We start from the raw sequence: 26,243 nt of genomic DNA, 5'->3' as shown, positions 1-26,243 counted from the left end.
GTAGGGGGTAGCGTCTGTAGGTTTCGTGCCCCGTGTACGCCCCTGGACGGTGCTGGCCATCGCCGCGCTGATCGTCGTCGCCGCGCTGGAGCGCGCCCCGGCGCCGGTCCTGGTGGCGCTGCCGGGCCTGCTGGTGGGTGCCCTGATCGGGCTGGCGGCGATGCAGCTGGGGGTACTGGCCGGCGGCCTGGCCCTGCGACCGAGGATGCCTCGCGTTGTGATCGGCGTGGGGCCTCGGCTACGCGACTGGTCGTCCCCCGGTCGGACGATCACACTACGGGCGGTGCCGATCATGCTGTCGGTGACGATCGGCCCGGGCCGGGCCCCGGTGCGGCCCCGGGTGTGGGGCACCTACCTGGTGTCGACGATCTTCGGCCTGGCCGTGACGGCCACGCTGATCGTGGTCGAGTCGGGCCCGTTCTGGCTGGGCGCGGCGGTCGGCTGCACGGCGGCGGTGATCTACGTGCTGCTGCCGCGCCGGGACACGGCCGTGACCTCGACGGGCTGGGTGCTGCTGCACTATCTGCGGCTGGATCCCCGGGAGGCGGCCGAGATCGACGCGGCGCCACTGGTCGCGGCGGTGACCAGGGCGGTGCAGGCCGGCGACCTGCCGGCGGCGCAGGCGGCGTGCGACGCGCTGGCCGAGATCCAGCCGGACGGCCAGTCGTCGACCATGGCCCGGGTGATCGTGCTGGAGGCGCACGGCCGCTACGCCGAAGCGTTGCAGCTGGTGCTGGGCATGCTCACCGAGCCGGGACTGCCGGAGCGGGACTTCGCGCTGATCTCCGCCGGGCTGGCCGGACTGGCCGCGGCGGCGGTGGAGGCGGAGCAGCTGGAGCCGGAGCTGGGCCTGGGCTGGGCCGAGCGGGCCATCACCGACGCCGAGCAGCTGGCCTACCCCTCGTACAAGCTGAACGGGGCCAAGGCGCTGGTGGAAGTGTTGCGCGGCAACGTGTCCGTGGCGATCACCCTGGCCAACACGGCCATCGAGCTGGGTAACGACGCCCTGGGCCGGGCCGACGACCTGGCCACGCTGGCCCGGGCCCACATGGCCGCCGGCGACAACGCCACCGCCCGGCTGACCCTGGTCGAGGCCGAGCGCATCGCGCCCTGGTGGCCCCGGGTCGCCCGCATCCGCGCCCGCCTCGACATCTCCTGAACGCATGTGAGTGGCCCACTTGACCTCAGGAGCCAAGTGAGCCACTCAGGTAGCTGAAAAAAGCGGCCCACCTGACCGGAGCCAGGTGGGCCGCTGACGGTGAGCGCGCTGCTCAGGTGCCGGGGATGGTCGGCGGTGCCGGCACGCCACCGGGCGGGGCGGGCAGACCACCGGGCGGGGTTGGCAGGCCACCGGGCACGGGCAGCTTGATCGGCAGGCAGTTGTCGGTGTTGAACTTGGTGATCGCGGTGCCGATCGCGGTCGTCGCGGCGGTGATGCCGGCCGGGTCCGGCGGCGTCTTGAGCACGGCGGCGAGCAGGCCGAACAGCGCCGCGCCCATGCCCTGCAGATCGTTGAGGCAGGCCTGCGGATCCTGGATCCGGGCCGGCGCGGCGGGCAGCTGGAGGCAGCCGGCCTTCTGCAGCGCGACCAGCTCATTGATCATGTCACCGACGATGCCCTGCACCTTGGCGGTGTCCGGCGGCGTGGCGGCGATGGCGGCCATGAAGTTCGACATCGACGTGGTCAACGCCTTGACTTCGGGGGTGTCGGCGGTGCACGCGGCGCGAGGCGCCGGCGGCGCGGACCGGGACACGGGGGCCGCGGAGGCTGTGCCTACGGTGGCGGCGACCATCGCCAGTGCCGGCACGACGACCAGCAGTTTCCTGAGCATGAATGACGTCCTCTCCTGCTTTCCCTCCAACCAGGAGAACACGAGGGGAATTCGGCACGCGCCAATTCCACCCGCGGCTGGTTGAACACGAAAAACGTGCAGCCGGATCCGACCGTATCCGGGTGATGCGTCAGCACCGGGCCCTGCGAACACAGTAAGCACGTTTCGCCCGGTAGGGCCCGCTGAGCGGCGGTGATTCACCAATACGAGCGAGATCACGAGTGGCGGTCGGCGACCGGATCTATATTCCGCAGAGGGGGCCTCGTGAGTAAGGAGCGCTCGACCATGCCGATCGCCATTACCGGCGCGACCGGGCTGCTGGGCACCCGGTTGCTGGAGATCCTCGCGGAACGGCACGACTCGGTGATCCTGCTGAGTCGTCCCGGCGGCATTCCGGCCCGCGAGCGGATCGTGCGCTACCTGCGCGCCAGCGGCCGCCCGGAGGAGGCGATCGCCGCGATCGCCGCCCGCCTGCGCACGGTGGTGGTGGAGCTGGAGCGGCCGATGCTGGGCCTGACCCAGCAGCGGTTCCGGGCGCTGGCCGACGAGCTGGACGAGATCTGGCACTGCGCGGCGTCCATCGACCTCAACTCCGACCCGCAGCGGCTGCACCTGACCAACACGGTCGGCACGCGGCGGATCATCGAGCTGGCCGAGGCGGGCGCCCGCCGGCCGATGCTGCACCACGTGAGCAGCATCGGGGTGGCCGGCCGCAAGCCGGTCGGCCGGATCTACGAGGCCGACCTGGACGACTCGTACGGCTTCACCACCCGCTACGAGGAGTCCAAGTTCCAGGCCGAGGTCGCGGTCCGGGAGTGGTCGGCCCGCACCGGCCGGCCCGCGGTCGTGCACCGCCCCTCGGTGCTGGTCACCGACCAGCGGCCGCACCCGCACCTGCCCACCCACCCGCTGCTGACCGGCATGCAGCTGACCCGCAAGCTGGTCAACACCCTGGCGATGACCGGCGAGAGCCGGGAGCGGCTGGTCGTGCGCATCCCCGGCGACCCGCACGCGCTGATCAACATGCTGCCGGTGGAGGAGGCGGCGCGGCTGATGGTGGAGGTCGCCGACCGGCCGCCGGTGTCCCGAGTGGACACCTATCACATCGTGCATCCCCGGGACGTCCAGGTTTCCCTGATCGCCGACGTCTTCGAGGAGCTGTTCGAGGACGTCCTGCCGATCACCTGGCGGTTCGTGCCGAGCGCCCCGCAGCAGCCGGCGCCGTGGGAGTCGATGGTCTACCAGACGATGGGCACGTTCATGCCGTTCATGTCCTACCGGCGGCGGTTCGACGACCTGGGCCTGCGCCACCTGGGCCTGACCGGCGACTTCACCCCGCCGGTGGACCGCGACTACCTCATGCGCACCTTCGGCAGCGAGCGCTACACCCTCACCGCCTAGCACCCCCGCCTCCCCGGGCCCACCCGCCCGCGCACCCACCCAAATTTTTGCCACATGTGGACCACATTCGACTTCTGGAGTCGAATGTGGTCCACATGTGGTTTCAAGGGGGTGGTTAGAGGGCGAGTTGGTCGAGGAGGTGGTCGCCGAGGGCGGCGGGGGTGGGGTGGGTCCAGACGGCGGTGGCCGGGATCTTCAGGGCCAGGTCGGCCTCCAGCTGGTTGCGGAGTTGCAGTGCCGTCAGGGAGTCGAAGCCGAGGTTGGTCAGCGGCACGTCGGCCTCGACGCTGGCCGAGCTGAGTCCGAGGATGACTCGGATCTGGTCGGCCAGGTAGCCGATCATGAACTTGCGGCGGTCCTCCTCCGGCAGGGCGGCCAGCTCGGCGCGCACCTTGCCGCCGGAGGCGGGGGTGTCGCCCTGGGCCGACCGGGGCATGGCGGCGAAGAACGACGACTCCATGGCCGAGGGCAGCATGCCGAACCACTGGTCGGCCTCGAAGGCGAAGACGCCGGTGCGCACGCGTTCGTGGTCGAGCAGGGTGGTCAGCGCGTCGACACCGTCCTTTGTCGACAAAGTGCTGAATCCACGATCCTTGAAGCCGGTGGCCCGGCCGGCCTCGCCCCAGGCGCCCCAGTTCACCGACAGCGCCGGCAGCCCACGGTGGTGCCGCCACTGGGCGAACGCGTCCAGCCAGGCGTTGGCGGCGGCGTAGTTGGCCTGCCCGGGGTTGCCGAACATGGAGGCGCCAGAGGAGAACAGCACGAACCAGTCCAGGTCATGACCGGCCGACGCCTCGTGCAGGTGCCAGGCGCCGTCGACCTTGGGCCGCCAGACCTGCTCCACCCGGGAGCGGTCGAGGTTGAGCACCATGCCGTCGTCGAGCACGGCGGCGGCGTGCAGGATGCCCCTCAGTCGGAACGGACCGCAGGCCTCGACGAGACGCGAAGCCGTGTCGCCCGTGGACACGTCACCGCGGACCACCTCGACCTGGGTGCCAGCGGCGCGGAGCCCGGCGATGACCTCCTCGGTGTGCACGGAAGGAGTGGACCGGCCGTTCAGCACGAGCCGGCCGGCGCCCAGGCCGCCGAGCCACTTGGCCATCTCCAGGCCCAGCCCGCCGAGACCACCGGTGATCACGTAGGCACCGTCGGAATGAGCGATGGGCACGATGCCTTCGGGCACCACAGCCACCGCCGACCCGGTCTCCGGCACGGTCAGCACGAGTTTGCCGACGTGCTTGGCCGCAGCCATCAGCCGGAACGCGTCGGCGGCCTGGTCCAACGGGAACTCCATGCGCGGCAACGCGTCCAGCCGGCCGGCGGTGAGCTCCTCGGCCACCTCGCCCAACAGCGTGCGGGCCAGGTCGGGCTTGGTGCGCAGCACCAGGTCCAGGTCGACGCTGCTGACGGTGATGTTGCGCTTGAACGGGGACATGCCGAGCTTGGTGTCGGCGTAGATGTCCCGCTTGCCGAGCTCGATGAACCGGCCGCCCACGGACAGCACGTCCAGGCCGGCGCGCAGGGCCGGCCCGGCCAGGGAGTTCAGCACGACGTCGACGCCGCGGCCGTCGGTGGCGGCCATGGTCTGCGGCACGAAGTCGAGCGACCGCGAGTCCATCACGTGCTCGATGCCGAGTTCCCTCAGGTAGGCGCGTTTCTCCGAGCTGCCGGCGGTGGCCAGGATCTCCGCGCCGCGGCTGCGAGCGATGGCGATGGCGGCCAGGCCGAGGCCGCCGGTGGCGGAGTGGATCAGCACCCGCTCGCCGGGGTTGAGCCGGGCCAGGTGCACCAGTGAGTACCAGGCCGTCAGGTACACGGCCGGCACCACGGCGGCCTCGGCCGCGGTCATGCCCACGGGGATCGCGGCGACCAGGTCGGCCGGCGTGGTCACGTAGGTCGCGAACGAGCCGTTGGCCAGCGTGAACACCCGGTCGCCGGGCTGCAATCCAGTCACGCCGGGACCGACCCGGCTGACGATGCCGGCGCAGTCGCCGCCGAGCGGCGGCTGTGAGCCGTCCGACGTCGGGTAGAGACCCATGGCCAGCAGCACGTCACGGAAGTTCAGCGCGCCGGCCAGGACCTGGATCTCCACCTCGCCGGCCGCCGGCTCCCGCCGTGGCCGCACGACAAGGCCCATGGTGTCGAGATTCCCCGGCCGGGCCAGGTCGAGCGCGAAGCCATCGCATCCATAGTGGACGGTACGACGTGGCCGGAACTGCCAGGTGCCGTCGTGCAGCGGGGCCTTCACCAGCCGGGCCGCGAGGCGCTCCCCACCGCGCCAGGCGACCTCGTCCTCGGGCGCGTCGGCGAGAAGTTCCCGCGCCAGCACGGAAGCCGAATCGTCGGCGGACGGATCGAGGTCGACGAGGGTGAGGCGGAGCTCGGCGTGCTCGTAGCCGGCGACGCGGCCGATGCCGCGCAGGGCCGCCTGCGCGAGGTTGATGTCCTCGTCGGTGGTCACCGCCTGTCCGCCCTGCGTGACGACCCACAGCCGCGCGTCGCCGGCCTCGCGGATCACGTCGATCAGGTCGACGACCTGGTCCATACCGTCGGCATTCGACGGCAGCACGACAACTCCGGTGACCGGTCCGTCGGACGGCACCAGCGCGGCCAGGTCCGAGGCCAGCGGTCCGTCGCCGATGATCCGCCAGTTCCCCTCAGGCGCGGCGGCCTCCGGCAGCGGCGCGGACTGCCAGGTGATCTCGTGGAACAGCGGGTCCAGCCGACGCGGCCCGAGCTCCCGCTCCGGCGACACGAGTCGGATGTCTTGCGCCTCAACAAGAACCGTGCCATCGGCGTCCAGCAGACGGATCCAGCCCAGGGCCGAGGAGCCGTCGCTCTCGTCGAGCACGGCCTGCCCCTCGCACCACACGCCGCGAGCCGGATCGCCGAACACCCGCAGCGATGCCACGTCGGCCGGTAGCAGCCGGGGCGCACCGGCCGGGCGGCCCTTGATCCGCGCGGCCCCCAGCGCTTGCAGGCAGGTGTCGAAAAGCACCGGGTGGAACCGGAAACCCCGGGCGCTGGCCCGAGCGGCGGCCGGCACCTTGACCTTGCCCAGCACGGTGCCGCCGTCCACGTCCTCGACGCGCAGCTCGGTCAGGCCGGCGAAGGCGGGCCCGTGGAAGTAGCCGTCGGCCCGCAGGCCGGCGTAGAACTCGGGCAGGTCCTCGACAACCGTGTGCGCGGCAACGAGTTCCGGCAGCACGGTCGGGGCCATCGGCGTCCGCGACTCGATCCGCCGGACCTCGCCGCTGGCGTGGGTGACCCAGTTCAGGCCGTCCTCGGTGCTGGTCAGCACGGCCACCGAGGCCCGGTCCGGCGCGAGCGAAGTGAGCACGGTGGACACTTCGACGTGCTCGCCCAGCGGCAGCAGCCGGTCGAACCGCAGGTCCGAGACGTCCACCAGCTCAGCCGGCACGCCGAAGTACTCGGAGCCGGCGGCCAGCACCATCTCGCTGAAACCCGCGCCCGGCAACACGATCGCGTCGTCCACGGCGTGATCGGCCAGCCACGGCAGCACGGCCGTGCCCAGATCGGCCTGCCACACGTGGCGGCCGTCGCCCTCGGGCAGCTTGACGTGCACACCCAGCAGCGGATGGGTGTCCGCGCCGCCGGCAACCTGCTGGTCCGGATGCGGCAGCGGCAGGTCGATCCAGTGCCGCTTGCGGTCCCAGGTCAGTGTCGGCACGTCGACCAGCCGGCCCTGCCCGTAGGCCCGGGACCAGTCGATCGGGGTGCCGGCGCAGTACAGGGCGCCGAGCTGGATGCCGAAGAAGTCCGACGAGCAGTCACGCTTGATGCTCGGCAGCACAACGGCTTCCGGCAGCGTCTCACTCATCGGGTAGGTCGTGACGGGGTGCGGCGACACCTCCACGAACACGCCGTAGCCGTCCTCGCCGGCGGCCTGCACGGCGTTGGCGAACCGCACCTGGTTGCGCAGGTTCGCGGCCCAGTACTCGGCGTCGAACCGGAACTCGGCCCGGGCGTCCTCCAGCACCGTCGAGTACACGGGAACGTTGGGCGGCAACGGCTTCAGGCCGGCCAGCTCGGTCCGGATCTCGTCCAGCAGCGGGTCCATGTGGGTGGAGTGGGCGGCGATGTCCACGGCCACCAGCCGGGCCATCTGCCCCTGCTCCTGCCACACCGAGACCAGCCGCTCCACCTCGGCGGTGTCGCCGGAGACCACAGTGGACCGTGGCGAGGACTGCACGGCGACGGTGACGGAAGTGCCGGCCAGGTCCAGGTCCTCGGCCGGCAGGTCGACCGACGCCATGGTGCCCAGGCCGGAGGCCCGCTTCATCAGCGCCGACCGGCGGCAGATCACCAGCACGCCGTCGGCCAGCGACAGCCCGCCGGCCACGACCGCGGCGGCGGTCTCCCCCATCGAGTGCCCGATCACGGCGGCCGGCTCGACGCCGACGGACCGCCACATCCTTGCCAGGCCGACCTGCATCGCGAACAGGGTGGGCTGGATCTTGTCGATCTCGGCCGACATCTCCGGCGCGCACATCACGTCGGTCACCGAGAAGCCGGCCTCGGCCAGCACCAGCGGCTCGATCTCGGCGATGGCCGCGGCGAACTCGGGCTCCTCGGCCAGCAGCCGGCGGCCCATGCCGTGCCACTGCGAGCCCTGGCCGGAGAACACCCAGACGCTGCCCTTGGCGGCGGCGGTCCTGGCGGTGGTGCAGGTGACCTGCGGCTGCGGCTCGCCGTCGGCGAAGCCCTCCAGGCAGGTGGCCAACTCGTCGACTGACCGGGCCGTCACGGCGAGCCGGGCCAGGTTGTGCGAGCGGCGGACGGCGTGCGTGTGTGCGACGTCGGCGAGCGCAACGTACCCAGAGGAATCGACACTGTCGCGCAACCATTCCGCCAGCCGGCTGGCGGCGGTGCCCAGCACCTCGAACGAAGTGGCGGACAGCGGGACCATCGTCGGGCGGCCGGTCTCCGGTGTTCGCCCCGATGTTCGCATCGAGGAAATATGGGCGGGAGCCTGCTCGACGATCACGTGCGAGTTCGTGCCGCCGACGCCGAAGGAGGAGACGGCGGCCATCCGGGGCGCGTCCGACACCGGCCACGGCGTGACCTCGGTCGGCACGAAGAACCTGGTGTCCTCGGGGTGGATCTGCGGGTTCCAGCCGGTGAAGTTCAGCGTCGGCGGGACCACACCGTGCCGCAGGCTGAGCACGGTCTTGATCAGACCGGAGACGCCGGCGGCGGCCTCGGTGTGACCGAGGTTGGACTTCACGCCGCCGAGCGCGCAGCGGTCCCGGCCGGCGCCGTAGACCGTGCGCATCGAGTCGAACTCGATCGGGTCGCCGACCGGCGTGCCGGCACCGTGGGTCTCGATCAGGCCCAGCAGCCCCGGGTCCACTCCGGACTTCTCCACGGCCTCGAAGAACAACGCCCGCTGCGCGTCGGCGGACGGCGCGGTCAGGCCCTGCGAGCGGCCGTCCTGGTTGACGGCGGTCGCGCGGATCACCGCCAGCACCTCGTCGCCGTCGGCCTCGGCGTCGACCAGCCGCTTGAGCACGACCATGCCCGCGCCCTCGCCGCGGACGAAGCCGTCGGCCCCGGCGTCGAACGGGTGGCAGCGGCCGGTCGGCGACAGCATGCCCCACTTCGAGTAGCTGATCGGCGTCTCCGGATTGATCATCAGGTTGATGCCGGAGGCCAGCGCCAGGTCGGACTCGTCGGCGGCCAGGCTCTGGCAGGCCAGGTGCAGCGCCACCAGCGAGGACGAGCAGGCGGTGTCCACCGCGACGCTGGGGCCGTTCAGCCCGAGCAGGTAGGAGATCCGGCCGACCGCGGTGGAGTGGCCGTTGCCGGTCATCATGTACGCGTCGATGTCCTCGTACCGGCCGGCCAGCCGGCCGATGTACTCGGAGTGGCACATGCCGGCGAACACGCCGGTGCGGCTGCCGGCCAGCTCCCGTGGCGGCAGCCCGGCCCGCTCCAGCGCCTCCCAGGCCAGCTCGATCATCAGCCGGTGCTGCGGGTCCATCGTCGTCGCCTCACGCGGCGAGATGCCGAAGAACGAGGCGTCGAAGCCGGTGATGTCGTCGAAGTAGCCGGCCCAGCGGGAGGTGCACCGGCCGGGCACGTCCACGTCCGGGTCGTAGAAGGCGTCCACGTCCCAGCGGCCGTGCGGGCCCTCGCGGATGACGTCGCGGCCCTGCACGAGCAGTTGCCAGAAACGCTCCGGTGAATCGATCCCACCCGGGTACCTACAGGACATGCCGATGACGGCAATCGGTTCACGCGCGAGCTCCACCACGCCGGTCACTCCCTACCAGGAATTGGCACGACCGGCCGTGGCGAATAAAGCGAATCCAATTCGGACGGCCATGCGTTGTCCGTTCAGCCGAGCATGAGCCGAGGTTGCGCGCGCAACAACCGCAACTTGCCAAGATCACCCGACAGGGGGCCGGTCAGCGCAGGTCAACTTGCGGGAAACCGGTCCCGGACGGACAGTGGGCGTCGTGGGAACACAGAACTCCACGCTGTATGTGGCCGACGTGCGCAAGGCGTTCGGTCGCCGGCAGGTGCTCGACCGCGTGGACTTCACCCTGGAGCGTGGCGAGCTGGCCGGAATCGTCGGTGAAAACGGCGCCGGCAAGACCACTCTGCTCCGAATTCTGGCCGGCGAACTGAAACCGGACCACGGATGGGTCATACCGCGAGGTAGGCTCGGTTACTGCCCGCAACGAACCGTGCTGAACGACTCGCTGACCGTCGCCCAGCACCTGCGCTACTTCCAGCGGGCTTACCAGCTCGACGACCTGCACCGGGCCCACGAGCTGGTGGAGCGGCTGAACTTCACCCAGTACCGGGCCAGCCGGGTCAGGGCCCTGTCCGGGGGCACCCGGCAGAAGCTGAACCTGGTCATCGCGCTGATGCACGACCCGTCGGTGGTGCTGCTGGACGAGCCGTACCAGGGCTTCGACTGGGAGACCTACCTGCACTTCTGGGAGCTGGCCGGGCAGCTGCGCGACGCCGGCCGGTCGCTGCTGGTGATCTCCCACCTCAGCCACGACATCGACCGCCTGGACACCGGGTACCGGCTGGCCAACGGGGTCGTCACACCGATGCCAGTGGAGGCGCACGCTCGATGAGCATCGGCCGCAGGTTCTACCGCACGGCGACCGGGTTCGAGCTGATCGAGCACGCCCGCAACCGGCTGGCGATCGTGATGGTCGGCGTGTTTATCCCGGTCTGGATCACGCTGATCCGGTTCATGATGCCGGACCGGCCGCTGCCCTTCCGCTACCGCGGCACCGGCGAGCAGCTGCTGCTCAACGGGCAGCATCTGACCTTCGTCTCCGGCGGGCTGAACGCGGCCACCCTGATCGTAGGGTTCCTCATGTTCAGCGTGACCCACCGGTCGGGGCCGTTCGACCGGCGGCTGGTCGCGGCCGGATATCCCCGCCCGCACCTGCTGGCGGCCAAGGTGACGGCGCTGTTCGCCAGCTCGGTGATCGTCGGCGTCTACACCACGGCGGTGGTGTGCTTCTACTGGCGGCCCGAGCAGCTGTGGCTGTTCGGGCTGGCCATGTTCACCTCGGCGCTGACCTACGGCGGCATCGGCATCGTGCTGGGCACGGTGCTGCGCGGCGAGCTGGAGGGCATGTTCGCCATCATCATGATCAGCCTGATCGACGTCGGCCTGGAGTCGCCGGTGGTCAACGCCGGCTCGGACAACGACCTGGTGCGCTTCCTGCCGATGTACGGCTCGATGCAGGCCGGCGTCGGCGCCGGGTTCACCAGGTCGGTGCCGTGGGACCAGATGGCCGCGGTGCCGACGTGGTGGGCGTCCTGCGCACTGGTCGGCCTGGTGGCCTTCCACGTGCGGACCCGGGTCTACACCCGATCGGGTCGTGCGGTGACCGCGGACATGGTCGCCTCGGTGCCGATCCCCCGGCCGGCCGCGCCCGGCGAGGCCGTGCACGTCACGGTGCGGGTGTGCGGGGAGTCCTGCGTGGCCACCGATCACATGCCGCTGTACCAGGGGCTGGCCGTGCTGGCGGCGCTGTCCGCGGAGCAGGCCGCCGACCGGGCCGACCAGAACGTCTACCCGCTGAGCATCAAGCGGGGCTGAGCTCGGGCGGGCGTCTCCTCGCACCAGGGAAGCGAGGAGCCGCCCGCCCGTGTTTTTGCCGCGCGTTCCGCGCGGGAGCGAGGTCGCTCGAACCCGGTGCCTTCCCTGGCCGGATTTCGATCGCCCGCATCCGGCTTGGATGGTGGGTTGCGCCGGGTGGCGGCCGATCGAAATCCGGCTGCGGTCCAGGCACCGGCGCGACCTCGCGTAGGTTGCCGGGTTAGGCGAGGATCACTCGGCCTAGTTCGGCGGGGGTGGCCAGGAGCTCGTGGTGCGGGAGGACGCGGACCGTGTAGCCGACCGCGCCGACGTGGGGCAGGGCCAGCTCGGCCTGGTACGAGCCGTCGGCATCGGGGGCCATGGTCGCGGTGACCACCTGGGAGAGTTCACCCGAATCGGCGACACGGCCGAGGACGGCCTGCACCTCGACGTCCGAGGGGGACAGCCCGTTCAGGTCGACCCGGGCCCGGACGGTGACCGGCTGGCCGACCACCGGGGCCTGCGCGCCGTTGACCGACAGGTCGGTGTAGGTCACCTGCACCCGGTTCCAGGCGGCGCGGATGCGGGCCTTGTAGACGGCCAGCTCCTTGGCCCCCTGGAACGAGTTGGCCCGCACCGCGGTCGCCGACGAGCCGGCCGGCGCGTAGTAGGTCTCGACGTACTCCTTGACCATGCGGTCGGCCTGCAGCTGCGGGCCCATCTCGGTCAGCGTGTGCCGGACCAGCGACATCCAGCGGGTCGGCACGCCGTCCGCGCCACAGTCGTAGAACAGCGGCGCGACCTGGGCCTGGACCAGCTCGTAGAGGGCGGCCGCCTCCAGGTCGTCGCGGCGGTTGGGGTCGGGCACGCCGTCGGCGGTGGGGATGGCCCAGCCGTTCTTGCCGTCGTAGAACTCGTCCCACCAACCGTCCCGGATGGACAGGTTCAGGCCGCCGTTCAGGGCCGCCTTCATGCCCGAGGTGCCGCAGGCCTCCAGCGGCCGCATCGGGTTGTTCAGCCAGACGTCGCAGCCCCAGTACAGGTAGCGGGCCATCGACATGTCGTAGTCGGGCAGGAACACGATGCGATGCCGCACGCCGGCGTCGTCGGCGAACTTGACCACCTGCTGGATCAGCGCCTTGCCGCCGTCGTCGGCCGGGTGCGACTTGCCGGCCACCACCAGCTGCACCGGCCGCTCCGGGTGCAGCAGCAGGGCCCGCAGCCGCTCCGGGTCGCGCAGCATCAGGGTCAGCCGCTTGTACGTCGGCACGCGGCGGGCGAAGCCGACCGTGAGCACGTCCGGGTCGAACACCGACTCGGTCCAGCCCAGCTCCAGGGCCGACGCCCCGCGCTGCAGCCACGAGACGCGGACCCGGCGGCGGACCTCGTCCACCAGCTTGGCCCGCAGGCCGCAGCGCAGCTCCCACAGCACGGAGTCGGTCAGCTGCTCGGGCTCCAGCGTGGTCATCTCCGGGGCGGCCCAGGTGTGGCCGTGCACGCCGTTGGTGACCGAGCCGATCGGCACCTCGTCGGCGTCGAAGCCCTGCCACAGGCCGCCGAACATGCCCCGGCTGACCTCGCCGTGCAGGCGGGACACGCCGTTGGCCCGCTGGGCCAGCCGCAGGCCCATGTGGGCCATGTTGAACAGGCCCGGGTTCTCCTCGGCGCCCAGCGCCAGCACCCGCTCGATCGGCACGCCCGGCAGCAGCCGGTCGCCGCCGAAGTAGTGCTGCACCAGGTCCACCGGGAAGCGGTCGATGCCGGCCGGGACCGGGGTGTGGGTGGTGAACACGGTGCCGGCCCGGATCGCGCCCAGCGCCTGGTCGAACTCCAGGCCCTGGCCGGTGACCAGCTCGCGGATGCGCTCCAGGCCGAGGAAGCCGGCGTGGCCCTCGTTGGTGTGGAACACCTCGGGCTGGTGCGTGCCGGTCAGCTCGCAGTACACCCGGACCGCCCGCACGCCGCCGATGCCGGCCAGGATCTCCTGCCGGATGCGGTGGTCCTGGTCGCCGCCGTAGAGCCGGTCGGTGACGCCGCGCAGGTCGTCGTCGTTCTCGTCGACGTTGGAGTCGAGCAGCAGCAGCGGCACCCGGCCGACCTGGGCCTTCCAGATCCGCGCGTGCAGGGTGCGGTCGCCGGGCACCCGCACCCGCACCTGGACCGGCGTGCCGGCGGCGTCGGTCACCAGCTCCAGCGGCAGCCCGCGGGGGTCGAGCACCGGGTAGTGCTCCTCCTGCCAGCCGTCCAGCGACAGCGACTGGCGGAAGTAGCCGGAGCGGTAGAGCAGGCCGACGCCGATCAGCGGCACGCCCAGGTCCGAAGCGGCCTTGAGGTGGTCGCCGGCCAGCACGCCCAGGCCGCCCGAGTAGTTGGGCAGCGCCTCGGTGACGCCGAACTCCATCGAGAAGTAGCCGATGGTCGCCGGCAGCTCCGTCTGCTCGCCCTGGCGCTGGTACCAGCGCGGAGCGGTGAGGTACTGGTCCAGGTCGTCGGCGGTGGACCGCAGCCGGGCCAGGAAGGCCTCGTCGGCGGCCAGCCGCTCCAGGTGCGACGCCGGGATGTCGCGCAGCAGGGCCAGCGGGTCGTTGCCGGCGCGCTGCCACGCCTGCGGGTCGACCGCGGCGAACAGCTCCTGTGTCGGCGGGTGCCACGTCCAGCGCAGGTTGGTCGCCAGGCGGCCGAGCGCGGCGAGCGGCTCGGGCAGACTGGCGCGGACGGTGAACCGGCGGAGAGCTCTCACAGCGCGCGACCCTATAACCGCCCCCCGGCGTCACTGCAACTTTCCAGACCATTCTGCAAATATTTGCAGTGCTTATGGCGCCGCCTTCGGCGTCGCGGCTCGGCCCCCGGGTAGCCGATGCCTCGCACTCTTCTGAGCTGGGCATGGCCACCAGTGGTGAGATCACTAGAAGCTCTGCCGGCGGCGGTCGACGTGGCCCGCCGAACATGAAGAGTTCTCCAAGCTGGGCCTGGTGATCAAGCCCGGCGCCGGTTCTCGATCACCGGCGCGGGGATCCGAGGTCACAAAGGATCACCCGGTGGTTTAGGACCGGGCCGACCAAGGCACACTATGGACGGGTGGCGGCGACCTAGGGGCGTGGGCGATGAGTGGACGTTTGGGCATCGACGACATCACCCCGGTGGTCAGTTGCGGCCGGTATGCCGCGAAAGCCGTTGTGGGCGAACACATTCCGGTCGGCGCGACGGTGTGGCGGGAGGGCCACGACGCGGTCGCCGCGACGGTGACGTGGAAGGGCCCCAACGACAAGGTGGCCCGGCAGACCCGAATGGTCGAGTACGGCATCGGCCTGGACCGCTTCGCCGCGACCGTGGTGCCCGACGCCGAGGGCGCGTGGACGTTCCGGATCGACGCCTGGAGCGACCCGTGGGCCACCTGGCGCTCGGCGGTGGAGAAGAAACTGGCCGCCGGCCAGGGATCCGCCGAGCTGGCCAACGACCTGGAGCTCGGCGCGCGGCTGGTCGAACGGGTGGGCAAGCGCCCGGATCGCCGTAACGACAAGGACTTGCTACTCGGAGTGGCCGCCGGGTTGCGCGACGGTGAACGGCCGCTGCCGGACCGGGTCGGCCCGGCGCTGGCCGCCGAGATCGACACGATCATGCGCGAGTTCCCGGTGCGAGAACTGCTCACCCGGGGCAAGGTCAACAAGATCTGGGTGGACCGGCCGCGGGCGCTGTACGGCTCCTGGTACGAGTTCTTCCCCCGTTCCACCGGCGGCTGGGACGAGACCGGCAAGCCGGTGCACGGCACGTTCGTCACCGCCGCCCGCGAGTTGGACCGGGTCGCGGAGATGGGCTTCGACGTGGTCTACCTGCCGCCGATCCACCCGGTCGGGCGGGTGAACCGCAAGGGCCCCAACAACACCCTGACCGCCGGTCCGGACGATGTGGGCTCGCCGTGGGCGATCGGCTCGGTCGACGGCGGTCACGACGCGGTGGCCCCGGAGCTGGGCACGCTGGCCGACTTCAAGGGTTTCGTGCACCGGGCCGACGAGCTGGGTCTGGAGGTGGCGCTGGACTTCGCGTTGCAGTGCGCGCCGGACCACCCGTGGGTGGCCGAGCACCCGGAGTGGTTCACCACGCTGCCGGACGGCACGATCGCCTACGCGGAGAACCCGCCCAAGAAGTACCAGGACATCTACCCGCTCAACTTCGACAACGAGCCGCGCAGCCTGTACGCGGAGATCAACCGGGTGATCACGCACTGGATCGAGCTGGGGGTGCGGATCTTCCGGGTGGACAACCCGCACACCAAGCCGCCGGACTTCTGGCACTGGCTGATCTGGGAGGTCAAGCGGCGCTATCCGGACGTGCTGTTCCTGGCCGAGGCGTTCACCCGCCCGGCGCGGCAGTACGGTCTGGCCAAGCTCGGCTTCACCCAGTCCTACACCTACTTCACGTGGCGCACCGGCAAGCAGGAGCTGATCGACTTCATGGTCGACTGGCTGGCGCACGCCGACGAGGGCCGGCCCAACCTGTTCGTGAACACCCCGGACATCCTGCACGAGTCGTTGCAGCACGGCGGGCCGTCGATGTTCGCCACCCGGGCCGCGCTGGCCGCGACGCTGTCGCCGACCTGGGGCGTGTACTCGGGTTACGAGCTCTACGAGCACGAGCCGGTGCGGCAGGGCTCGGAGGAGTATCTGGACTCGGAGAAGTACCAGCTGCGGCCGCGTGACTATCACACGGCGCTGTTGGACGGCCGGTCGTTGGAGCCGTGGCTGGCCAAGCTGAACCAGGTCCGCAAGGCGCATCCGGCGTTGCGGCAGTTGCGCGGTCTGCATTTCCACCACGTCGACAACGACGCCCTGATCGCCTACAGCAAGACGGACCCGGCCACCGGGGACACCGTTCTTGTTGTGGTCACTCTCGACCCGAACAACGCCCAACAGGGCACGCTCTGGTTGGATCTGCCCGAGCTGGGCTTGGACTGGCACGAGCGGATCTCCGCTCACGACGAGGTCACGGGCGACACCTGGGACTGGGGTCAGGCCAATTTCGTCCGACTCGAGCCCTGGCGTGCCGTCGCGCACGTCATCAGTATTCATCGCAAGTAGCCGACCAGCACGAATAACGCGACTCCGCCCGGGGTAGTCCCCCGTGGCGGGGCTAGCCGACCATGGACGAGGGGTGGTGGCGACGATGCCGGACGCTCCCCAGCCCGGGACTGTCGAGACCCTGGGGAACGAGTTCACCGAGGACGGCCACCTCGTTGAGCCGAGCAGCGACGACTTCGGCACGGCCAGACTGGCGCCCAAGGAACCCGAGTGGTACAAGAGCGCCGTCTTCTACGAGGTGCTGGTGCGCGCCTTCGCCGACTCCAACGGCGACGGCACCGGGGACCTGCGCGGTCTGGCCGAGAAGCTGGACTACCTGGAATGGCTGGGCGTGGACTGCCTGTGGCTGCCCCCGTTCTACGCCTCCCCGCTGCGCGACGGCGGGTACGACATCAGCGACTTCCGCCAGGTGCTGCCCGAGTTCGGCACCGTCGACGACTTCGTCTACCTGCTCGACCAGGCCCACCGGCGGGGCATCCGGGTGATCACCGATCTGGTGCTCAACCACACCTCGGACGCGCACGCCTGGTTCCAGGCCTCCCGCACCGACCCGCAGGGCCCCTACGGCGACTTCTACGTGTGGAGCGACGACGACTCCCGCTACGCCGACGCGCGCATCATCTTCGTGGACACCGAGACGTCCAACTGGACCTTCGACCCGGTGCGCGGCCAGTTCTACTGGCACCGCTTCTTCAGCCACCAGCCGGACCTCAACTACGAGAACCCCGAGGTCCAGGAGGCGATGATCGACGTCCTGCGGTTCTGGCTGGACCTGGGCATCGACGGCTTCCGGCTGGACGCCGTGCCCTACCTCTTCGAGGAGGAGGGCACCAACTGCGAGAACCTGCCGCGCACGCACGAGTTCCTGCGCCGCTGCCGCAAGGTGGTGGACGTGGAGTACCCGGGGCGGGTGCTGCTGGCCGAGGCCAACCAGTGGCCGGCCGACGTGGTGGAGTACTTCGGCGACCCGGACGCCGGCGGCGACGAGTGCCACATGGCCTTCCACTTCCCGCTGATGCCGCGGCTGTTCATGGCGGTGCGCCGGGAGTCCCGGTTCCCGATCTCGGAGATCCTCGCCCAGACCCCGGAGATCCCCTCCGGCGCCCAGTGGGGCATCTTCCTGCGCAACCACGACGAGTTGACGCTGGAGATGGTCACCGACGAGGAACGCGACTACATGTACGCGGAGTACGCCAAGGACCCGCGGATGAAGGCCAACATCGGCATCCGCCGCCGGCTGGCCCCCTTGTTGGACAACGACCGCAACCAGCAGGAGCTGTTCACCGCGATGCTGCTGTCGCTGCCGGGCTCGCCGGTGCTGTACTACGGCGACGAGATCGGCATGGGCGACAACATCTGGCTGGGCGACCGGGACGCGGTGCGCACCCCGATGCAGTGGACCCCGGACCGCAACGCCGGCTTCTCCCGCTGCGACCCCAACCGGATCTACCTGCCGGTGATCGCCGACGCCACCTACGGCTACCAGGGCATCAACGTCGAGGCGCAGATCAACAACACCTCCTCGCTGCTGAACTGGACCCGCCGCATGCTCGAAGTCCGCTCCGCGCACAAGGGCTTCGGCTTTGGCACGTTCACCGAGCTGGGTTCGTCCAACCCGTCGATGCTGTCCTATCTGCGGCGCTGGAACGACGACGTGCTGCTGTGCGTGAACAACCTGTCCCGGTTCCCGCAGCCGGTGGAGCTCGACCTGTCGGAATACCGCGGGCTGGTGCCGCTGGAGCTGACCGGCGGGGTGCGGTTCCCGGCCATCGGCGAGCTGCCGTACCTGCTGACGCTGCCGGGGCATGGCTTCTACTGGTTCCAACTGGTGCCGGAGACCGAGGGCGGGGAGGCACCGTGACCGAACTGAGCCCACTGGCCGACGCCCTGCTGGAGTGGCTGCCGCGGCAGCGCTGGTTCGGCGGCAAGAACCGGGATCTGTCCGAGATCTCCACCCGGGACGCCGTCACGCTGCTGGACGGGGACCCGAAGCTGGTGCACGCCGTGCTGAGCACTCCTGACGGGGAGTACCAGCTGCTGGTCGGCCGCCGCCGGGAGTTGCCCGAGCACCTCGGGCACGCCAGGATCGGCGAGGTGGACGGGCACGTCTACTACGAGGCGGTGTACGACACCGAGCTGATGGGCCACCTGTTGACGCTGATCGCCCAGGACACCTGGACCGACGGCATCCACTTCGCGCCCGAGCCCGGCGCCGTGGTCGTGCCCAACCAGCGGGCCAAGCCGGTCAGCGCCGAGCAGTCCAACACCTCGGTGGTCTACGGCGGCGACTACATCCTCAAGCTGTTCCGCCGCGTGGTGGCCGGCCCGAACCCGGATCTCCAGCTGCACCGCGCGTTGCAGGCGGTCGGCTCCAGGCACATCGCCCGGCCGCTGGGCGCGATCACCGACGAGTTCGTGGTGCTGGGCATCCTGCAGGAGTTCCTGCAGGGCGCGGTCGAGGGCTGGGCGATGGCCACCGCCTCGGTGCGGGACCTGATGGCCGAGGCCGACCTGCACGCGGCCGAGGTCGGCGGGGACTTCGCCGGCGAGGCGTTCCGGCTCGGGCAGTCGGTGGCCGAGGTGCACGCCGACCTGCGCAAGGCCCTGGGCAGCGGGCAGGAGGGGCCGGAGCGGCTGTACGAGGCCGTGCAGGCCATGCACCGCCGGCTGGACGCCGTGCTGGCCGAGGTGCCGGAGCTGGCGCCGTACGAGTCGGCCTTACGAGCCGTGTTCGAGCAGGCGCGTAGCGGGCGGTCGCTGGTCGACGTGCAGTTCATCCACGGCGACCTGCACCTGGGCCAGGTGCTGCGGACCGCGACCGGCTGGAAGCTGATCGACTTCGAGGGCGAGCCGGCGGCGCCGCTGGCCGAGCGCAACGCCCTGCGCTCGCCGCTGCGGGACGTGGCCGGCATGCTGCGGTCGTTCGACTACGCCGCGCAGCAGCTGTTGGTCGGCCAGAAGGGAATTGACCAGTCGGCCGACCACCAGCTGGAGGTGCGGGCCCGGGAGTGGACCGCACGCAACCGCGAGGCGTTCTGCGATGGTTACGCGGAGGTCGGCGACGACCCCCGCGCGCAGGGGCCGCTGCTACGCGCGCTGGAACTGGACAAAGCCGTGTACGAGGTCGCCTACGAGCACGGGAACCGGCCGGACTGGCTGACCGTGCCGCTGGCGTCCATCGCGAGGATCACCGCCGGAGAGGACTGACAGTCGTGACGAGCATCGCACCGGCCAAGGACGAGGTGGACCGGCTGCTCGGGGGTGCGCACCACGATCCGCACTCCATCCTGGGGGCGCACCCGCACCCCGGCGGCACCGTGATGCGGGCGCTGCGCATCGGCGCCCGCTCGGTGTCGGTGCTCGTCGGCGACAAGCGGTTCGAGCTGGACCCGGTCGAGGGTGGCCTGTTCGCCGGTCTGGTGCCGGAGCCGCCGAGCGACTACCGGTACGAGGTCGACTACGGCGACGGCAACGTCGTGCTGGCCGACGACCCGTACCGCTGGCTACCCACCGTCGGCGAGCTGGACCTGCACCTGATCGGCGAGGGCCGGCACGAGCGGCTGTGGGAGGTGCTGGGCGCGCATCCGCACCGCTACGACACCCCCGGCGGGCCGGTGGACGGCACGTCGTTCGCGGTGTGGGCCCCGACCGCGCAGGGCGTGCGGGTGTGCGGCGACTTCGACGGCTGGGACGGCCGCGGCACGCCGATGCGCTCGCTGGGCGGGTCCGGCGTGTGGGAGCTGTTCCTGCCGGAGGTGCCGCGGGGCACCAAGTACAAGTTCCGGCTGCTGGGCAAGGACGGGGCGTGGCACGAGAAGGCCGACCCGATGGCCTTCGCCACCGAGGTCCCGCCGGCCACCGCGTCCGTGGTGTACGAGTCCTCCTACGAGTGGTCCGACGAGGGCTGGCTGGCCGAGCGTGAGGCCAGCGACTGGTCCAAGCGCCCGATCAGCGCCTACGAGGTGCACATCGGCTCGTGGCGGCAGGGCCTGAACTACCGGGAGCTGGCCGAGCAGCTGGCCGACTACGTGGTGGAGACCGGCTTCACCCACGTCGAGCTGCTGCCGGTGGCCGGGCACCCGTTCGCCGGGTCGTGGGGCTACCAGGTCACCTCGTACTACGCCCCGACGCCGCGCTTCGGCACCCCCGACGAGTTCCGGCACTTCGTGGACCACCTGCACCAGCGGGGCATCGGCGTGATCGTGGACTGGGTGCCGGCGCACTTCCCGCGCGACGAGTGGGCGCTGGCCCGGTTCGACGGCAGCCCGCTGTACGAGCACGCCGACCCGCGCCGGGGCGAGCAGCCCGACTGGGGCACCTACGTGTTCGACTTCGGGCGCAACGAGGTCCGCAACTTCCTGGTGGCCAACGCCCTGTACTGGATCGAGGAGTTCCACGTCGACGGGCTGCGGGTCGACGCCGTGGCCTCGATGCTGTACCTGGACTACTCGCGGCCCGAGGGGCAGTGGTTGCCCAATGTGCACGGCGGCCGGGAGAACCTGGACGCCGTGCAGTTCCTGCAGGAGCTCAACGCCACCGTGTACCGGCGGCACCCCGGCATCATGATGATCGCCGAGGAGTCCACCGCATGGCCCGGCGTCACCCGGCCGACCCATCTGGGCGGGCTGGGTTTCGGCTTCAAGTGGAACATGGGCTGGATGCACGACACGCTCCGGTACCTGTCGCACGATCCGGTGCACCGCTCGTACCACCACAACGAGATGACCTTCTCGCTGATGTACGCGTGGAGCGAGAACTTCGTGCTGCCGCTGTCGCACGACGAGGTGGTGCACGGCAAGGGCTCGCTGTGGGGCCGGATGCCCGGCGACAACTGGAACAAGGCGGCCGGGCTGCGTTCGCTGCTGGCCTTCATGTGGGCCCACCCGGGCAAGCAGCTGCTGTTCATGGGCGGCGAGTTCGGGCAGATCGACGAGTGGTCGGAGAAGCGGTCGCTGGACTGGCCGCTGCTGGACGAGCCGCTGCACGCCGGGGTCAAGCGGCTGGTCGGCGATCTCAACGCGGCCTACCGGGAGTCGCCGGCACTGTACACATTGGACACTTCGCCGGACGGCTTCTCCTGGATCGACGCCAACGACTCGGCCGGCAACGTGCTGTCCTTCCTGCGTCAGGGCGAGGACGGCTCGATGCTGGCCTGTGTGGCCAACTTCTCCGGCTCGCCGCACCAGGACTACCGGATCGGCCTGCCGTCCACCGGCCACTGGCGCGAGGTCGTCAACACCGACGCGGAGGCGTACGGCGGCTCCGGCTGGGGCAACCAGGGCGAGATCGTCGCCGGGGCCAAGCCCTGGCACGGCCGCCCGGCCTCAGCGGTGGTGCAGCTGCCGCCGGCCGGCGTGATCTGGCTGGCCCCCGAGGCCTGACAGTCTGGGTGTCTCCAAGACCCACAAACCCAGGTCGTAGAGGTCTTCAACCGCCACAAACCCAGTAGCCGGGAGCTGGGTTTGTGGCGGTTGAAGACCCGGACCGGTGGGGTTTGGTGGTCTTGGAGACACACAAACGGCCCGAGACCTGGCTCCTGGGACCAGGTTTCGGGCCGTTTCGGGTGAACGGGAACGGGTCAGCCGACCTTCTGGATCAGCGCGTGGCGGATCAGGAACTTGCCCTGCTCGTGGACCTTGTTGAAGGCGTCGTTGTCGAGCAGCACGCAGCTGCCGGAGGTGGACGTCACCGGGACGGTGATGGACTGGTTGTTGTCCAGGTTGGTCACCTTGAGCATGGTGCCCTTGGGGAACTGGTTGCTGGACGCGGAGACGCCGGGCTGGCCGGACGTGGTCACCGTGGAGCCCTTGCACACCTGGTTGGCCGCGGTGCCGGTGGCCGTGCCGGAGCCGGTGTTGGTGTCGGTCGGGTTGGCGGTCGTGGTGTCGGTCGGGGCGGCGGTGTCGGTGCCGCCGTTGCCGTTGCCGCAGCCGTTGTTGCCGCCGTTGTTCATGCCGCCATTGCCCATGCCGTTGCCCATACCGTTGTCGGTCGTGGTCGCCGGGGGCGCGGTGGTGTCGGTGCCCATGCCGCCACCGTTGTAACCGCCCATGTTCCCGTTGCCCATGCCGTTGTCGGTGGTGGTGGTCGGCGGGGCGGTGGTGGTGTCGGTGCCCATGCCACCGTTACCCATACCGTTGCCGTTGCCCATACCGTTGTTGCCGCCGTTGTTCATGCCGCCGTTGCCCATGCCGTTGCCCATACCGTTGTCGGTCGTGGTCGCCGGGGGCGTGTTCGTGTCGGTGGCCGTCGGACAGCCGTTGCCGGAACCGTTTCCGTTCTGATCGCAGCCGGCTGCCTTGAGCCGCTGCTCGATCTGGGCCACCACGGCCTCACGGTTCTTGATGCGCGCGGCGGACTGGGCGTCAGGGTGCGCCTTCTGCTGCGCGATGAAGTTCAGGTTGTTCTGCAGCGCGGTCTGCAACCCGTTGCAGTTCTCGCCGCTGCCCTTCTTGCTCGCGTCGGCCGAGGCGGTGACGTTGTTGGTGCAGCCGGCCGCCTGCCGGCGCTGCTGGATCTGGTCGACCACGGCCTGGCGGTTGGCGATGTTGGCCGCGGACACCGCGGTGGGGTTGGCCTTCTGCTGCGCGATGAAGTTCAGGTTGTTCTGCAAAGCCTGGTCGAGGCCCTGACAGTTCTCGGTCGCCGCGTGGCTGGTGCCCGAGATGATCGCGAATCCACCTCCCAGCACGACGGCGACGCCCAGCACCGCAGCCGTGCCGAGGATCATGGCACGTTTGCGACTGGGACTCATATCGGCAATCCAGGACATTGCGGCGTCTCCTGTCGTCGTTATGGTCTGAACCACGTTCGCAGGAGTACTACCGACGAAACCGTCGAACGGTTCATCTCCCGGTACCATCCGTTCACGTGCATGAGATCGCGGTCTTCAGCGGCAGCGCCCATCCCGAACTCGCGTCCGACATCTGCGCGCACCTCGGTGTTCCACTACGCCCGGTGCGGGTCGAACGGTTCGCCAACGACTGCGTCGAGGTTCAGCTCCAGGCCAACTGCCGGGAGCGGGACGTGTTCCTGATCCAGCCACTGGTGCCCCCGACCCAGGAGAACCTGGTCGAGCTCCTGCTGATGCTGGACGCCGCGCGCGGCGCCTCGGCCGCCCGCACCACGGTGGTGATGACGCACTACGCGTACGCGCGCAGTGACAAGAAGGACATGCCCCGCGTCTCGATCGGCGGCCGGCTGGTGGCCGACCTGCTGGTGACCGCCGGGGCCAGCCGGGTGCTGACCATGACCCTGCACTCGCCGCAGGTCCACGGCTTCTTCAGCGTCCCGGTGGACCACCTGCACGCGCTGCGGGAGCTGGCCGCCCACTTCCGCGGCTACGACCTGGCCAACGCCGTGGTGGTCTCCCCCGACCTGGGCAACGCCAAGCCGGCGGCCGCGTTCGCCCGGCTGTTGGGCGTGGGCGTGGCCGCCGGGGCCAAGCAGCGCTTCTCCGACGACCGGGTCAGCATCAGCTCGATCATCGGCGAGGTGGCCGGCAAGGACGTGATCGTGCTGGACGACGAGATCGCCCGCGGCAGCACCGTGGTCGAGCTGGTCGAGCGGCTGCACGAGCTGGGCGTGGCCTCGATCCGGGTGGCCTGCACGCACGGCCTGTTCGCCGACGGCGCGATCAAGCGCATCGGCGACCTGCCCGGCGTGAAGGAGATCGTCTGCACCGACACCGTGCCGATCCCGCCGCAGAAGCGCACCCCCAAGCTGACCGTGCTGTCCATCGCGCCGGCGATGGCCGAGGCGATCCGGCGAATCCACAACGGAGAGTCGGTCAGCGCCCTGTTCGACGCCTAGTTACGGGGGTTAACCGGTTACCCGGCGCGGCCGCCGGTCCGTACGCTCGGTCACGTGATGGGGAGCCTGCACGCGCTGCTGCTGCGCCCGCTGGGCGAAGCTCGGACGTGGCGGGCCACCCTGCACCTGCTCGGCGGCGTCTACTGGGCCGCGGCCAACATGATCGTGCTGGTGCTCGGCGTGACCGTGACGCTGGCCCCGATCCCGGCGCTGATCGCGCTCGGCCACGTGCTCGGCTCGGTCGGCTTCGACACCCCGGCCGCCGGCTGGCTGGTGATCGTGCTGCTGCTGATGATCGTGCCGGCCGGGGTGCTGGGTTTCATGGGCACCGCGTACGCGCTGGAGGGCTGCGCGCGGCTGGAGATCAGTTGGTACCGCTCGGTGCACGGCATCGACATCCCGCTGTCGCTCCAGCTGCCGCCGCCGCGCGGGCCGCTGCTGCCGCTGTTCGCCAAGCTGGCCCGCAACCTGCTGCTCTGGCGGCTGATGGCCTACCAGGTGGTGCGGCTCCCGGTGGCGCTGTTCGCCGGCGCGCTGACCGCGTTCGCCTGGGTGTTCCCGCTGACGGTGGTGATCGTCGCCGGGTACTTCTTCATCGGCTTCACGGTGGCCTCGCTGACCAGGCCGGGTATGAACTCCGGTCGCGCGTGGGACAGCGCGCCGGTGATGCTGCTGGCCCTGCTGGTGCCGATCGTGCCGTACCTGGTGCGCTGGATGTTCAGCTGGCACACCGCGCTGGCCCGCCGGTACCTGGGCCAGTTGTCGGCCGACCAGCTCGCGGCCCGGGTGTACGAGGTGGAGCAGCGCCGTGAGGACGCCATGGCCGCGGCCGAGACCGAGCGCCGGCGCATCGAGCGGGACCTGCACGACGGCGCGCAGCAGCAGCTGGTGGCGCTGGCGATGCTGTTGGGCCGGGCCAAGCGCAAGTACGACACCGACCCCGAGGCCACCCGGGCGCTGCTGGAGGAGGCCCACCGCGGCGCCAAGGAGGCGATCGTCGAGCTGCGCGAGCTGACCCGGGGGCTGAGCCCGCCGGTGCTGGCCGACCGCGGCCTGGACGCGGCGCTGTCCGCGCTGGCCGCCCGCTCCCAGGTGCCGGTGTCCATCGACTACGAGATGGAGCGGCGGGCCGGCCGCACCGCCGAGTCCATCGCCTACTTCATGATCGCCGAGTCGTTGACCAACATCGTCAAGCACGCGCGGGCCTCCCGGGCCTGGGTGGTCGTGCGGCGGGCCGGGGCGCTGCTGCGGGTGGAGGTCGGCGACGACGGCGTCGGCGGGGCCGTCCTGGCCGGCGGCTCCGGGCTGACCGGCCTGGCCGACCGGGCCGCCGGTGTGGACGGCACCCTGACCGTGACCAGCCCGGCCGGTGGGCCGACGACAGTGAGCCTGGAGCTGCCGTGCGAATCGTGATTGCCGAGGACGCCGTGCTGCTGCGGCACGGCCTGACCCTGCTGCTGGCCGAGAACGGCCACGAGGTCGTGGACGCCGTGGACGACGGCGAGAAGCTGCTGCGGACCGTCGCCGAGAACCGGCCCGACGTGGCCGTGGTCGACGTGCGGATGCCGCCCACGCACAGCGACGAGGGGCTGCGGGCCGCCCTGGTGATCCGCCAGCAGTGGCCGGCCACCGGGGTGCTGGTGCTGTCCCAGTACGTCGAGGAGCGCTATGCCTCCGACCTGATCACCGGCGAGCTCAACGGCGTCGGCTACCTGCTCAAGGACCGGGTCGCCGACGTGGAGGAGTTCCTGTCGGCGCTGGACCGGGTGGGAGCCGGCGGCACCGTGTTCGACCCCGAGGTGGTGTCGCAGATCCTGGCCCGCAGCCGGCGGCAGGACCCCCTGGCCGCCCTGACGCCCCGGGAGCGGGAGGCCTTCAGCCTGATGGCCGAGGGGCGGTCCAACTCCGGCATCGCCGAGGGGCTGGTGATCACCGAGGGCGCGGTGGAGAAGTACGTGGCCAGCATCTTCCACAAGCTCGGGCTGCCCAAGACCAGCACCGAGCACCGCCGCGTGCTGGCCGTGCTGCGCTACCTGGACAGCTGAG

The 26,243-nt window shown here is 70.6% G+C and carries 15 protein-coding genes; 11 read left to right on the top strand and 4 right to left on the bottom strand.

What is annotated here, in order from left to right; all coding sequences use genetic code 11:
- The first annotated feature begins 25 nt into the window (after positions 1 to 25).
- Positions 26 to 1,159, top strand: a complete 1,134-nt coding sequence (locus JJ691_RS45455) for a hypothetical protein (protein WP_211765586.1) — start codon at positions 26 to 28, stop codon at positions 1,157 to 1,159.
- 112 nt (positions 1,160 to 1,271) lie between these two features.
- Here JJ691_RS45455 and JJ691_RS45450 read toward each other — a convergent pair whose 3' ends face one another.
- On the bottom strand, positions 1,272 to 1,832 hold the full coding sequence (locus JJ691_RS45450; RefSeq protein ID WP_211765585.1) for a hypothetical protein: 561 nt from the start codon (positions 1,830 to 1,832) through the stop codon (positions 1,272 to 1,274).
- 285 nt (positions 1,833 to 2,117) lie between these two features.
- On the opposite strand from JJ691_RS45450, the gene JJ691_RS45445 reads away from it, so the two are divergent.
- Positions 2,118 to 3,233, top strand: a complete 1,116-nt coding sequence (locus JJ691_RS45445; protein ID WP_211765584.1) for an SDR family oxidoreductase — start codon at positions 2,118 to 2,120, stop codon at positions 3,231 to 3,233.
- Between the two features lie 115 nt (positions 3,234 to 3,348).
- Here JJ691_RS45445 and JJ691_RS45440 read toward each other — a convergent pair whose 3' ends face one another.
- Positions 3,349 to 9,510 (bottom strand): type I polyketide synthase, encoded by a 6,162-nt coding sequence (locus JJ691_RS45440; RefSeq protein WP_211765583.1) that lies wholly within the window; start codon positions 9,508 to 9,510, stop codon positions 3,349 to 3,351.
- Positions 9,511 to 9,715: 205 nt separating this feature from the next.
- Between JJ691_RS45440 and JJ691_RS45435 the strand changes: the two genes are divergently transcribed.
- Both JJ691_RS45435 and JJ691_RS45430 read left to right on the top strand, forming a co-directional pair.
- On the top strand, positions 9,716 to 10,348 hold the full coding sequence (locus tag JJ691_RS45435; RefSeq protein ID WP_249227448.1) for an ABC transporter ATP-binding protein: 633 nt from the start codon (positions 9,716 to 9,718) through the stop codon (positions 10,346 to 10,348).
- Entirely contained in the window at positions 10,345 to 11,331 is a 987-nt protein-coding gene (locus tag JJ691_RS45430) for an ABC transporter permease (protein WP_211765582.1), read from the top strand. Before JJ691_RS45435 ends, JJ691_RS45430 begins: the two co-directional genes overlap by 4 nt.
- A gap of 220 nt (positions 11,332 to 11,551) precedes the next feature.
- On the opposite strand, the gene glgP is transcribed toward JJ691_RS45430, so the two are convergent.
- Positions 11,552 to 14,050, bottom strand: a complete 2,499-nt coding sequence (glgP, locus tag JJ691_RS45425; RefSeq protein ID WP_211765581.1) for an alpha-glucan family phosphorylase — start codon at positions 14,048 to 14,050, stop codon at positions 11,552 to 11,554.
- 364 nt (positions 14,051 to 14,414) lie between these two features.
- Between glgP and JJ691_RS45420 the strand changes: the two genes are divergently transcribed.
- The 4 genes from JJ691_RS45420 to glgB all read left to right on the top strand — a co-directional run bounded on the left by JJ691_RS45420 (position 14,415) and on the right by glgB (position 21,766).
- Positions 14,415 to 16,385, top strand: coding sequence for a maltotransferase domain-containing protein (locus JJ691_RS45420; protein WP_211765580.1), 1,971 nt, complete (start codon positions 14,415 to 14,417; stop codon positions 16,383 to 16,385).
- A gap of 85 nt (positions 16,386 to 16,470) precedes the next feature.
- Positions 16,471 to 18,246, top strand: a complete 1,776-nt coding sequence (gene treS / locus JJ691_RS45415; protein ID WP_211765579.1) for a maltose alpha-D-glucosyltransferase — start codon at positions 16,471 to 16,473, stop codon at positions 18,244 to 18,246.
- Positions 18,243 to 19,592, top strand: coding sequence for a maltokinase N-terminal cap-like domain-containing protein (locus JJ691_RS45410; protein WP_211765578.1), 1,350 nt, complete (start codon positions 18,243 to 18,245; stop codon positions 19,590 to 19,592). The genes treS and JJ691_RS45410 overlap by 4 nt, the downstream gene beginning before the upstream one ends.
- Before the next feature lie 5 nt (positions 19,593 to 19,597).
- Positions 19,598 to 21,766: a 1,4-alpha-glucan branching protein GlgB gene (glgB, locus tag JJ691_RS45405; protein ID WP_249227447.1), complete on the top strand. Its 2,169-nt coding sequence runs from the start codon at positions 19,598 to 19,600 to the stop codon at positions 21,764 to 21,766.
- Positions 21,767 to 21,963: 197 nt separating this feature from the next.
- Here glgB and JJ691_RS53220 read toward each other — a convergent pair whose 3' ends face one another.
- Positions 21,964 to 23,115 carry a hypothetical protein gene (locus JJ691_RS53220; protein ID WP_211765577.1) on the bottom strand — a complete coding sequence of 384 codons (1,152 nt, stop codon included), beginning with the start codon at positions 23,113 to 23,115 and terminating at the stop codon, positions 21,964 to 21,966.
- 140 nt (positions 23,116 to 23,255) lie between these two features.
- Here JJ691_RS53220 and JJ691_RS45395 point away from each other — a divergent pair, with 140 nt between their 5' ends.
- From JJ691_RS45395 to JJ691_RS45385, 3 genes are read left to right on the top strand one after another with little or no spacing between them, the layout of a single operon-like run.
- Positions 23,256 to 24,197, top strand: a complete 942-nt coding sequence (locus JJ691_RS45395; RefSeq protein ID WP_211765576.1) for a ribose-phosphate diphosphokinase — start codon at positions 23,256 to 23,258, stop codon at positions 24,195 to 24,197.
- A gap of 57 nt (positions 24,198 to 24,254) precedes the next feature.
- Positions 24,255 to 25,610, top strand: coding sequence for a sensor histidine kinase (locus JJ691_RS52755; RefSeq protein ID WP_249228349.1), 1,356 nt, complete (start codon positions 24,255 to 24,257; stop codon positions 25,608 to 25,610).
- On the top strand, positions 25,598 to 26,242 hold the full coding sequence (locus tag JJ691_RS45385) for a response regulator (RefSeq protein ID WP_211765575.1): 645 nt from the start codon (positions 25,598 to 25,600) through the stop codon (positions 26,240 to 26,242). The genes JJ691_RS52755 and JJ691_RS45385 overlap by 13 nt, the downstream gene beginning before the upstream one ends.
- Position 26,243: the final 1 nt, after the last annotated feature.

This window comes from Kutzneria sp. CA-103260, assembly GCF_018263855.1.
GTDB lineage: Bacteria > Actinomycetota > Actinomycetes > Mycobacteriales > Pseudonocardiaceae > Kutzneria.
Note: the sequence above shows the minus strand (reverse complement) of the source record. Positions and strands in the feature narration are given on the sequence as shown.

What these genes read in the sequence shown, in the direction of transcription:
- JJ691_RS45430 (WP_211765582.1), top strand. Translation starts at nt 10,345, where the DNA reads ATGAGCATCGGCCGCAGGTTCTACCGCACGGCGACCGGGTTCGAGCTG.
- JJ691_RS45420 (WP_211765580.1), top strand. Translation starts at nt 14,415, where the DNA reads ATGAGTGGACGTTTGGGCATCGACGACATCACCCCGGTGGTCAGTTGC.
- JJ691_RS45450 (WP_211765585.1), bottom strand. Translation starts at nt 1,832, where the DNA reads ATGCTCAGGAAACTGCTGGTCGTCGTGCCGGCACTGGCGATGGTCGCC.
- treS (WP_211765579.1), top strand. Translation starts at nt 16,471, where the DNA reads ATGCCGGACGCTCCCCAGCCCGGGACTGTCGAGACCCTGGGGAACGAG.
- JJ691_RS53220 (WP_211765577.1), bottom strand. Translation starts at nt 23,115, where the DNA reads ATGATCCTCGGCACGGCTGCGGTGCTGGGCGTCGCCGTCGTGCTGGGA.
- JJ691_RS52755 (WP_249228349.1), top strand. Translation starts at nt 24,255, where the DNA reads ATGGGGAGCCTGCACGCGCTGCTGCTGCGCCCGCTGGGCGAAGCTCGG.
- JJ691_RS45445 (WP_211765584.1), top strand. Translation starts at nt 2,118, where the DNA reads ATGCCGATCGCCATTACCGGCGCGACCGGGCTGCTGGGCACCCGGTTG.